Below are 12,164 nucleotides of genomic sequence, written 5' to 3'. Positions count from 1 at the left end.
CAAGTCGCGGTTTGGACGTTTACTGATTATTGGGCGTCAAGATAGCGTTCAGCATCAAGCGCAGCCATACAGCCAGTACCTGCAGAGGTAATTGCTTGGCGGTAGTTATGATCCATAACGTCACCTGCTGCAAAAATACCTTCAATGCTTGTTTGTGTTGCATTACCATTTAAGCCTGACTGCACTTTAATATAGCCATTTTCCATGTCTAATTGACCTTCAAAAATAGCGGTATTAGGCTGGTGGCCAATTGCAATGAACACACCCATGACGTCTAACTTTTCAGTTGCGTCAGAGCGAGTATCTTTTAAGCGAAGACCAGTAACCCCCATATCATCACCAAGCACTTCATCTAAAGTGCGATCTGTGTGAAGTATAATATTGCCATTAGCGACTTTATCCATAAGACGATCAATCAGGATTTTTTCTGAACGGAAAGAATCACGACGGTGGATAAGGTGAACTTCAGAGGCGATATTTGATAGATAAAGCGCCTCTTCAACAGCAGTATTACCGCCGCCGACAACCGCTACTTTTTGATTGCGGTAAAAGAAACCGTCACAAGTCGCACATGCAGAAACGCCACGGCCTTTAAATGCTTCTTCTGATTCTAAGCCAATGTATTTTGCTGACGCACCTGTTGAGATAATTAGTGCATTACATGTGTAAGTATTACTTTCGCCTTTTAATAAAAAAGGACGTTGGCTGAAATCAGTTTCAACAATGTAGTCGGTAATAATTTCAGTATTGAATTTTTCTGCGTGTGCTTTCATGCGATCCATTAGCGCAGGACCAGTTAGATCATCAGCATCCCCTGGCCAGTTTTCAACTTCTGTCGTCGTGGTTAACTGACCGCCTTGCTGCATACCAGTGATCATCACAGGGTTTAAATTAGCACGTGCAGCATATACCGCAGCGGTGTAGCCCGCAGGACCAGAACCAAGGATGAGCAGTTCACAATGTTTTACGTTACTCATTTCTTCTCCAGGCTGAATGAGATTATTGTTATTGAGAATTGATTGTAGGTAAATTGCAGACGTAAAGGAAGAGTCGAATTAAGAATAGGTTATTGCTAATTTGGCGTTATATATGAAAAAAAAACGTTGAGTAAAGACAAAGAGGTTAATAAATAAAACGTTATATGGGTCACAAAAAAACACGAAAGAAAATGAATAAGTAAAAAAGATAAAAATGAAAAATCAGATTATATTTTTATCGCGTCGTTTTTTTATTATTAATTGTTTTATATTTAGCCGTATTGTCTATGTCAAAGGTTCAGAATAATTCGGGCTTGACCTTAAATTTCTGATTTTAAATGACTTTACTTGTTTCTTGCTAGGGTTAAAAGAAAAAAAACGTTAACAAAGAAGGCTTGGTTAAAAAATGGTCGACTAGAGATTAGGTGCTTTTATATGGTTAATTATTCATATGATAATGCTCTTTGTCGCGAATAGAATGAAGTCAAAGATACATGTTTTAGGTGTTTTCTACGCGTTTTCGTAGTGATTAATACGAGTTTTGCTGCTGTTTTACTTTGACAATCATTTCTTATCTGGTAAAAATTTCTATAACTACATAGCGATGCGCATCTTAAATTACAGGGTGAGCAGGTTATAAATATTCAGTTTTTAGCATGCGGAAAAACTGCAACTGGTAATATTGGGCAAGGAATATGAGTGGGTAGTGAATCATAAAGCTCAAATTGCCATGAAAATAATGTTAGGCAGTCAATTTGTCTAGGTTACAAGTCAATTTATAGGTGTTTATTGATTATTAATTTTGACTTGTGGCTTATTTGATTCTAAAAATAGATAAAATGTAGTATATTTTTTTGCAAGGAAGTAAGAAGGTGGAATAAAAAATGGTAGATACCAAAAAGAAACCATCCAAGGAATTGGATCGCATTGACCGTAATATTTTGAATGAACTTCAAAAAGACGGCAGAATTTCAAATGTTGAGCTATCAAAGCGTGTTGGTTTATCTCCAACACCTTGTCTTGAGCGTGTACGTCGTTTAGAGCGTCAAGGTTATATCAGTGGTTATACCGCATTACTTAACCCACAGTTTCTTGATGCTTCACTATTGGTGTTTGTAGAGATTACACTAAATCGTGGTGCGCCAGATGTATTTGAACAGTTCAATAAATCAGTTCAAGAGCTTGAAGATATTCAAGAGTGTCATCTTGTTTCTGGTGATTTTGACTACTTATTAAAAACACGTGTATCTGATATGTCAGCATACCGTAAGCTTCTTGGTGAAACATTATTGCGTCTACCGGGTGTTAATGACACGCGTACCTACGTTGTAATGGAAGAAGTTAAACAGTCAAATAATCTAGTGATTAAAACACGATAAGTGTATTGCTGATTATAAGCAGAATAAATAAACGAGCGGCTATTAAGCCGCTCGTTTTGTTTGTACGATATGTTAATTTATTCATAGTGATGGTTAATTGGACAAAAAGTGAATCAAATTGACATAGTGATGAATTTTTTTATCTATTAGGCGTCTAAAATAGTTATCTGATATGAACTATTTGTACCTTATTATCTGGGGCGAGGGAAAAATTTTCACTAAAAGCTTTTTCGGTACACAGACAATGCGCGCATTTAGTATAGAATAGTGGCATTGAGAAAATGACATTGTATTTCTTATATTTGGCTAAGCTTTATAGCGTATTTGACTGTAGAGATTAGTATTATTCGATGAATGTCTTAGATTTCTGGCAAATTTTTGAGTTTTATAGAGACATCGGAGTTATCCTTGAGGAAGATTAAAGGTAAAAAACTGTCCCAGATGCGTTTGTCAGGTACACAACGCATTGTTGAAGGTTTTTTAATCATCAGTATTTTAGCTGCTATTTATATTATGGTGGCATTGGTAACATTTAACCCTGCAGATCCTTCATGGTCACAAACTGCTTGGGAAGGGGTTGTTCAGAATAAAGCTGGCGCGTTTGGCGCTTTAGTGGCTGATACTTTCTTCTTCAGTTTTGGCTCATTAGCCTATGTTTTTCCAGCCTTAATAGTCTTACTTGGCTATTATTTATTCCGTCGCCGTTCAAAAAGTTTATCTCACGATTATATGGTTTACGGCACTCGTCTTTTAGGCCTTATTTTATTGCTATTAACTAGCTGTGGTCTTGCTGATTTAAACTTTGATGATATTTGGTACTTTTCATCTGGTGGAGTCGTAGGGGATGTTGTTTCAAACATTTCAATGCCATTGCTTAATGTGCTAGGTACAACATTAGTACTGATGTTTATTTGGGCTATTGGCTTTACTTTGTTCTCGGGTATTTCATGGACATCAATTGTTGATACATTAGGTGAGAAGACACTTGCTTCGTTAACTTGGTTTCTAAATAAATTTCGTTCAGATAAACATGAGGTTATGCGACCTTTTGCAACTGAAATTCCTGATGAATCAGAAATGCCTTACATGGCACACATAGATGACGTTGATGATGAAGACGACCCGTTATTGTCATCTTATGTTAATAACAATCCATCAGAGAATAATGCAAAAGAAGTAGAATCTTCACCTTATAAGATTGTTCGACCGAATTCTGATATGGCACGAGATCCATTGTTAGAAATGAGTCAACCTGTCATAAATCAACCAGAAGCACAACCGCAACCAGTTGTTCAACAATCAGTGGTAAGTCAGCCTGCGGCACAACCGCAACCAGTTGTTCAACAACCAGTGGTAGGTCAGCCTGCGGCACAACCGCAACCAGCTGTTCAACAACCAGTGGTAAATCAGCCTGCGGCACAACCGCAACCAGCTGTTCAACAACCAGTGGTAAATCAGCCTGCGGCACAACCACAACCAACTGTTCAACAACCAGTGGTAAATCAGCCTGCGGCACAACCACAACCAACTGTTCAACAACCAGTGGTAAATCAGTCAGTGACACAACCGCAAGTAGCTGTTCAACAACCACAAGAGACAGCGCCACAACCAACTACTCAGCCTCGTGGTCTTTCGATTGAAGATTTAGAACGCGAACTAGATAAAAATGAAGATTTTACTGTTCCAGTAGATGAGTATACGCAAAGTGCAATTGAAGCGGCTGAATCAGCAGTAACCGCTGCACCGGCTTACCATTCTTCACAGCAGAATGTTGTTGAACCAAGTCAATCCGAAGAATCTATGACAGCTCAACAGACAACACATATAGCACCTCAAGTTGTTACTCCACAACCAACAACATCACAGCCTGTTCCGGGAAGTGATATTGAAATTGGCGTGCAAGATGGTATGTCTGAACTAGAGCGTGGCGAAGCTGATGAGTTGACGCCTGAGCAAAAAGAAAAAGATGATCAGGAAGCTTTTTTGCAAAATATTCGTGATTTACAGAAAGAACAAGCACACTTGGCTGGATTAGATAATCCGTTTTTAATGCAAACAGAAGTTGATCTTCCTACTCCAACGTCACCAATGCCAACATTAGATTTATTACAACCTGCTCGTCGAACTGTTGAGCCAGCCTCTGAAGAAGAGTTGCAAGCGACGGCAGCGTTAATTGAATCTAAGTTAGTTGATTATAAAATTAAAGCTCAGGTGAAAGGGATCTATCCAGGGCCTGTTATTACTCGCTTTGAATTAGATTTAGCGCCAGGTGTGAAAGTTAGTCGTATCTCTGGTTTGGCAAAAGACTTAGCGCGCGCGTTGTCTGTAATGGCTGTACGTGTCGTTGAGGCTATTCCGGGTAAACCATATATTGGTTTAGAATTGCCGAATAAAGGTCGAGAAACGGTATACATGTCTGAAGTGGTCGCCAGTGAGCGTTTTCAGAATATGGATGGTCCATTACCGATTGTTTTAGGTAGCGATATTGCTGGTGAAGCTGTTGTGGCAGATCTCAGTAAAATGCCTCACTTGTTGGTTGCGGGTACAACAGGATCGGGTAAATCTGTTGGTGTAAACGTAATGATCTTGAGCTTACTATATAAGTGTAAGCCTGAAGATTGTCGCTTTATTATGATCGATCCAAAGATGTTGGAGTTATCTATTTATGAAGGTATACCGCATCTATTAACTGAAGTTGTGACTGACATGAAAGATGCAGGTAATGCCTTGCGTTGGTGTGTCGGGGAAATGGAACGTCGTTATAAGTTAATGGCTAAATGTGGAGTACGTAACGTAGCGGGATTTAATGCTAAGTTAGAGGAAGCAGCGGCGGCGGGTTACCCTATTCATGATCCATTATGGCAACCAGGCGATACTATGGATGAATACCCACCATTACTTGAAAAAATGCCAAGTATTGTAGTGATCATTGATGAATTTGCTGACTTGATGATGGTTGTAGGTAAGAAAGTTGAAGAACTTATCGCGCGTCTTGCTCAAAAAGCTCGTGCGGCAGGTATCCACTTAGTACTTGCTACTCAGCGTCCATCTGTGGATGTTATTACCGGCTTAATTAAAGCAAATATTCCTACGCGTATGGCATTTACCGTATCAACGAAAACAGACTCACGTACCATTCTTGATCAAGGTGGTGCAGAATCCTTGCTTGGTATGGGTGATATGCTGTACTTACCACCAGGTCAAAGCCATACAACACGTGTTCACGGTGCATTTGCATCGGATGATGATGTACACAACGTGGTGAATGATTGGAAAGCGCGTGGTAAACCACAATATATAGATAGTATCCTAAGTTCAGACCAAGGTTCAGAAAGTCTATTACCGGGTGAAACATCCACAGGTGGTGATGATGATATCGATCAACTGTTTGATGAAGTGGCTGCATTTGTAACTGAAACGCGTCGTGCATCAGTATCGGGTGTTCAGCGCCGCTTTAAAATTGGATATAACCGTGCAGCACGAATTGTTGAGCAACTAGAAGCGCATGGCATTGTTAGCCCGCCGGGGCACAATTCAAACCGAGAAGTACTAGCACCTGCGCCAGTACAGATCCACGATTAATGAATAAACCGACACCTTGCTGTCAGTAAATTTATAGCGTAATTTAAACCGCTGCGCATAGTATGTTCGGCGGTTTACTTTAACAGAGGTTAGCGAATATGATGAAAAAGTTATGGCTAAGTATGTTAGTTGCCGTCCCAATGCTTGCAACAACAAGTGCTTGGGCTACACCACAACAAACATTAAGTAGCCGACTTGATAAAGTGAATGCCTTTAGTGCTAACTTTACTCAGAAAGTGATTAGTCCTGATGGTGAAATACTGGTTGATGGGACTGGCGATTTATCCATTAAACGTCCTAATTTATTCCGTTGGGATACTAAAACACCGGATGCAAGCTTGCTAGTCTCAGATGGCAAAACAGTATGGTATTACAGTCCATTTGTTGAACAGGTCACGGCAATGTGGCTAAAAGATGCAACAGAACAAACACCGTTTGTTTTGTTAACACGTAATAATGAAAAAGACTGGTCGCGTTATAATGTTAAGCAATTAGCAGATACTTTTACCTTAACGCCGAAAGATAAAACATCTTCGATGGATGAGTTTATCGTGACAGTATCTAAAGATGGCCAAGTACGTAATTTCTCTGTGGTAGAGAGTGATGGGCAACGCAGTAACTACACATTATCTAAATTTACACGTACTACGCCTGCGGCAGACTTATTTAAGTTTACGCCACCGAAAGGGGTAGAACTGGACGACCAACGTCAATGAATAAAACAATCGATATGATGCTATGAGTTAGCATGTATGTATTGTTAATCTAAATTGTATAGGTGGCTGTTAGCCACCTTTTTCTGTTTATGGGAGTGGTTATTTTGAATAACTTCAGCCTTGATTTTTCTTCTGACTTCAGACCGCTAGCCGCAAGAATGCGACCTCGAACAGTAGAAGAATATATCGGTCAGCAACATATTTTGGGACAAGGAAAACCCTTACGTCGAGCCTTAGAAGGCGGGCAACTACATTCAATGATTTTGTGGGGGCCACCGGGGACAGGAAAAACGACATTAGCAGAAGTCGCTGCACATTATGCCAACGCTGAAGTAGAGCGTGTGTCTGCTGTAACATCAGGTATTAAAGATATTCGAGCTGCGATTGATAAGGCTCGTGACAATAAAATGGCAGGGCGTCGCACTATTTTATTTGTTGATGAGGTGCATCGTTTTAATAAAAGTCAGCAAGATGCGTTTTTACCGCATATTGAAGATGGTACTGTAACCTTTATTGGTGCAACGACAGAAAACCCATCGTTTGAACTTAATAACGCATTACTCTCTCGAGCTCGTGTTTATAAGTTAAAGTCACTTGAGGATGATGAGATCTTACAAGTGATTGAACAAGCATTAACAGATAAAGAGCGAGGTGTAACTGAAACGAATTTACACTTTGCGGATGATATTAAAGAAAAATTAGCTGAGTTTGTTCGTGGTGACGCTCGTATGTCTTTAAATTATCTTGAGCAGCTTATTGATATGGCTGAAGAGGATGATGAAGGCATTAAGCAAATAACGGTCGAATTATTAGCGGAAGTCACAGGCGAAAAGGTTGCGCGCTTTGATAACAAAGGTGATCTTTGGTACGACATGATTTCGGCTGTGCATAAATCAATTCGAGGTTCTAATCCTGATGGTGCTTTGTATTGGTTTGCACGTATGCTCCAAGCTGGCTGTGATCCTCTATATGTAGCTCGTCGTCTACTGGCAATTGCTTCCGAAGATATCGGTAATGCTGATCCTCGCGCGATGCAAGTCGCGGTTTCTGCGTGGGATTGTTATACCCGTGTTGGCGCTTATGAAGGTGAGCGAGCCATAGCACAAGCGATTGTGTACTTAGCTTGTGCGGCGAAAAGTAATGCAGTTTACGTGGCATTTAATCTTGCCAAAGCAGATGCTCGCGAATTTCCCGATTTTGAAGTCCCTCATCATTTACGTAATGCGCCGACCAAGTTAATGAAAGAATTAGGTTATGGCGAAGGGTATCGTTATGCCCATGATGAAGCAGGGGCTTATGCGGCTGGTGAAGTGTATTTACCGCGTGAAATTCGTGATCGGGTTTATTACCAACCATCAAACCGTGGTTTAGAAATGAAAATATCCGAAAAGTTGGATTATCTTGCTTCATTAGATGCAAAAAGCCCGTTAAAGCGCTACCAATAATAAGGCTTTTTGGGTATCGTTAAACGACTGGCAGTTCCATGTAAGAACTGCCTTCCTAATTACAGACTATTTTGATAAAAATCGTCTAAATAACGTGCATTTCAGAATATTAAGAGCACAGGATTAGCATGCTAGATTCTAAATTACTTCGAACAGAGCTGGATGAAACAGCTGAAAAACTCGCGCGTCGTGGTTTTAACCTTGATGTAGAAACTTTACGTAACCTTGAAGAGAAGCGTAAATCCCTTCAAGTGAAGACAGAAGAGCTTCAAGCTCAACGTAACTCGCGATCGAAGTCGATTGGTCAGGCAAAAGCGAAAGGTGATCACGAAGAAGCCGAGCGTATTATGGCTGAAGTGGGTAACCTAGGTTCTGAGCTTGATGACGCGAAAAAAGCGTTAGCTGAGTTACAAGCAGAGCTTGATGTTATTACACAATCTGTACCAAATATCCCAGATGATTCTGTACCTGTAGGTAAAGATGAATCTGAAAACGTAGAAATTTCTCGTTGGGGTGAGCCAAAAGCTTACGACTTCGATGTGAAAGATCACGTAGATCTTGGTGAAATGGCGGGTGGTCTTGATTTTGCTAGTGCTGTAAAAATTACCGGTGCACGCTTTATCGTTATGAAAGGTCAATTTGCGCGTTTACACCGAGCAATTGCACAGTTTATGCTTGATCTTCATACCGAAGAGCACGGCTACACAGAAATGTATGTACCGTACCTGGTAAATGCAGATAGCTTATTTGGCACAGGTCAGCTTCCGAAGTTCGGTGAAGACTTGTTCCATACACAGCCTTTAACTGAAAAAGTTAATGATGAAGAGCCTCGTGTTCTATCATTGATCCCAACAGCTGAAGTACCTGTAACAAACATGATGCGTGATACCATCACTGATGAAGCGGAGCTTCCAGTTAAGATGACGGCACATACACCATGTTTCCGCTCTGAAGCTGGTTCTTACGGTCGTGATACTCGTGGTCTTATTCGTATGCACCAGTTCGATAAAGTTGAGCTTGTACAAATTACGAAACCTGAAGATTCAATGGCTGCACTAGAAGAGTTAACAGGTCACGCAGAGAAAGTACTGCAGCTTCTAGAGCTTCCATACCGTAAAGTGGTTCTTTGTACTGGCGATATGGGCTTTGGAGCATGTAAAACATACGATCTTGAAGTATGGGTTCCTGCTCAAGAAACGTATCGTGAAATTTCTTCTTGTTCAAACATGTGGGATTTCCAAGCTCGTCGTATGCAAGCACGTTTCCGTCGCAAAGGTGAGAAGAAGCCAGAGCTTCTTCATACATTAAACGGTTCTGGTCTTGCAGTTGGTCGTACAATGGTTGCTATTTTAGAAAATAATCAGCAGGCAGACGGTCGTATCGAGATCCCTGAAGTACTACGTAAGTACATGAATGGTATGACACACATCGGTTAATCACTGATTAGTCGTTTGAAAACCCAGCCGTCGTGCTGGGTTTTTTTATGTCTGCTTGTTGTGACTAAAATCAATAGCACATGCCGTTATGTTTGGACCCGTTATAGCAAGATCGTCAGCAATATCATTGATAATAAGATCGAAGAACTGAAAAATAGTGTCTGATATCTGAATAGAATAAAGGTAAAGCTCCTCTTTAAGTTTATTTTCATCTTGGTTATGAAATTGTATCTCTTGAAATGTTTGCATGAGCTTTTCAATAGGCCAAATAGGTGGTGTCTGATGGCTTATCATCGATATCTGTCCAAGTCTTCGTTGGATCATCTTTACATGCATTTCTAACTCTTGCGCATAGCTTTTATTTTCTAAAGGGTGTTGTTCAATCGTCCAACGGAATTTATTTAAACTATCTAGTGCATTTAATGTAACAGGCCAAGCTGACTGATAATGTTCGAAAGTGGTGTCTTTTTCAGCCGTAAGCAAGCTAGCACTAATCACATCGTCAATAAGATACATAATGTGCCGAATAATTCTGCCATGAACGGCTTGGCTGCGCTGTAAAGAGTAGTTAGGACTATCTGTAAATAAACGCTGTATTTCTTGTCTTAAGATCCGATACATCGGTTTGTGATTGGTATCAGCTTGATAAATTAATATCGAGAGTGTTTGCTTCGAGGCATATCTTTTATTCTGAATAGATTCATGAAGTTTATTGTTTGTATTGTTACTTACAATTTTTTGATGGCAATAGCGGCGATGATAACGAATGAATTGTATCAATTGCCTAAGCTGTATTATTTGATCAAATTGTAGTTGTAACTGGGTGTTATTTTTTTTTGTTTTCCAAGTGATATATCCAATAGTTAATAGTGAAATAACGATAGCTATGATCAACCACATAAATAGCCCTTTAATTGCTCTTATTCTTTTAGTGAGCAAGCAATTGTTATGCCGTTAATATTAAGTAATTAAAACAGTAGGTTAGATAGGGTATTATTGTGCCTTATGATCTGATTTGGTTCAATTGCACCAAAATAGTGATATAAAAAAGGCGCCATAAAGGCGCCTTATACAATAAGAATTACCGAATTATGAGCTTTGTTTTAGTGGATGAAATTTAACTTCTTCATCTTTAACTGCAGCAGTAGGATCATTGAAGCGTTCAATATCAAGCTCGTTTTCACTCTTAGCGACAATACATGTCACTACAGAGTCACCAGTAATGTTGACAGCGGTACGGATCATATCAAGTAGGCGGTCAACACCCATGATGATTGCAATACCTTCAACCGGAAGACCGACTTGGTTTAGTACCATGGCCAGCATGATCAAGCCGACACCAGGAACACCCGCAGTACCAATAGAGGCAAGTGTTGCAGTTACAATAACAGCAATGTAGTCACCCATGCTTAGGTCAATGTTGAACGCTTGAGCAATAAATACTGTAGCGACACCTTGCATGATAGCCGTGCCATCCATATTAATGGTTGCACCTAGCGGTACTGTAAATGAAGCAATCTTGTTATTTACGCCAAGACGTTTGGTTGCTGTTTCCATCGTAACTGGAATTGTTGCATTTGATGATGCCGTTGAGAAAGCAAACATCACTGCATCTTCCATTTTCTTCAGGAAAGTAATAGGGCTTAGACCGGTAAAGATCTTTAGCATTGCACTGTATGTTACTAAACCGTGGATCAGTAGAGCGGCAACAAGTACTAAGAAGTAGTTAATCAGATTAAAGATTGCATCTAGACCTAATCCTGTAAATAGCTTAGCCATTAGGAAGAACACACCGAATGGTGCAATGTTCATTAGTAACGCAACCAGCTTCATGATCACTTCATTAAGATCTTTGAAAACTTCAGCAATACGTTCTCCAGGTTTACCCGCAGCACTAATTGCGATACCGAATAATACGGCAAAGACAATAATTTGCAGAGTATTACCATTTGCCATAGAACTTATTGGGTTCGTTGGGAACATACCAACAATAACGCTACCTAGTGTTGGCGCTTCTTTTGCGGCAAATGTTGTTGCTGCGCTTAAATCTGCACCTGCACCAGGTTCGAAAACATTAGCAAGGAAAAGCGCTAGAGAAATAGCAATGGCAGTTGTTGCAAGATAGAACAAGACTGTTTTACCGCCAAGGCGACCTAATGTTGCAATATCTTTTAATGAGCTAGTACCACAAACCAGCGATACAAAAACGAGAGGTACTACAAGCATCTTTAAGCTGGCAATGAAAATTTTGCCACCCACATCAAACAAACCGTTAACGATGTATTCGTGGATAAAAGAGATATCAGCTAAAAAGGTGCGAATTAAAAATCCTGTTAGAATACCCAATACCATACCGAGGATCACTCGGGAGGTGAGGGACATTTTTTTCTTTGTCGTTGACATTGAATTTTCCTTATAATTATTCACTCTGTCCATCTGTATATCAGAGCCACAAAGAGACTATCAGGACTTCAATGTTTCAACCAAAGCAAAAATACGATCAAATATTAACTATATGGCTTAAGTCACGTTTTTTATATATTTTTAAAGTTAAATAAGAGCAATATTAACCACATTTTAACATTTGAGTGGTTTTTATCTCGGGTTGGTCACGCTTTTATCTTATATA

The 12,164-nt window shown here is 39.9% G+C and carries 8 protein-coding genes; 5 read left to right on the top strand and 3 right to left on the bottom strand.

The window, feature by feature from the left end:
- Positions 1-26: 26 nt before the first annotated feature.
- A complete protein-coding gene (gene trxB, locus CTN01_RS03120; RefSeq protein ID WP_045127827.1) occupies positions 27-977 on the bottom strand; it encodes a thioredoxin-disulfide reductase in 951 nt (316 codons plus the stop codon).
- A gap of 884 nt (positions 978-1,861) precedes the next feature.
- Between trxB and lrp the strand changes: the two genes are divergently transcribed.
- The 5 genes from lrp (at position 1,862) to serS (ending at position 9,535) form a co-directional block, all read left to right on the top strand.
- On the top strand, positions 1,862-2,356 hold the full coding sequence (gene lrp, locus CTN01_RS03115) for a leucine-responsive transcriptional regulator Lrp (protein ID WP_005368765.1): 495 nt from the start codon (positions 1,862-1,864) through the stop codon (positions 2,354-2,356).
- Positions 2,357-2,797: 441 nt separating this feature from the next.
- A complete protein-coding gene (locus tag CTN01_RS03110; RefSeq protein ID WP_107188260.1) occupies positions 2,798-5,938 on the top strand; it encodes a DNA translocase FtsK 4TM domain-containing protein in 3,141 nt (1,046 codons plus the stop codon).
- Between the two features lie 101 nt (positions 5,939-6,039).
- Positions 6,040-6,654 (top strand): outer membrane lipoprotein periplasmic chaperone LolA, encoded by a 615-nt coding sequence (gene lolA / locus CTN01_RS03105; RefSeq protein WP_039872481.1) that lies wholly within the window; start codon positions 6,040-6,042, stop codon positions 6,652-6,654.
- A gap of 89 nt (positions 6,655-6,743) precedes the next feature.
- Positions 6,744-8,099, top strand: coding sequence for a replication-associated recombination protein A (locus CTN01_RS03100; protein ID WP_279615362.1), 1,356 nt, complete (start codon positions 6,744-6,746; stop codon positions 8,097-8,099).
- Between the two features lie 128 nt (positions 8,100-8,227).
- On the top strand, positions 8,228-9,535 hold the full coding sequence (gene serS, locus CTN01_RS03095; RefSeq protein ID WP_045083363.1) for a serine--tRNA ligase: 1,308 nt from the start codon (positions 8,228-8,230) through the stop codon (positions 9,533-9,535).
- 45 nt (positions 9,536-9,580) lie between these two features.
- Here serS and CTN01_RS03090 read toward each other — a convergent pair whose 3' ends face one another.
- Positions 9,581-10,435 carry a hypothetical protein gene (locus CTN01_RS03090; RefSeq protein ID WP_107342082.1) on the bottom strand — a complete coding sequence of 285 codons (855 nt, stop codon included), beginning with the start codon at positions 10,433-10,435 and terminating at the stop codon, positions 9,581-9,583.
- Between the two features lie 189 nt (positions 10,436-10,624).
- The gene (locus tag CTN01_RS03085; RefSeq protein ID WP_045083364.1) at positions 10,625-11,938 is read right to left on the bottom strand and encodes a dicarboxylate/amino acid:cation symporter; all 1,314 of its coding nucleotides are present in this window, start codon (positions 11,936-11,938) and stop codon (positions 10,625-10,627) included.
- Between the last annotated feature and the right edge of the window lie 226 nt (positions 11,939-12,164).

It is taken from the genome of Photobacterium angustum, from assembly GCF_003026365.1.
Classification (GTDB): domain Bacteria; phylum Pseudomonadota; class Gammaproteobacteria; order Enterobacterales; family Vibrionaceae; genus Photobacterium; species Photobacterium angustum.
This window is presented reverse-complemented; position numbering and strand designations above follow the sequence as displayed.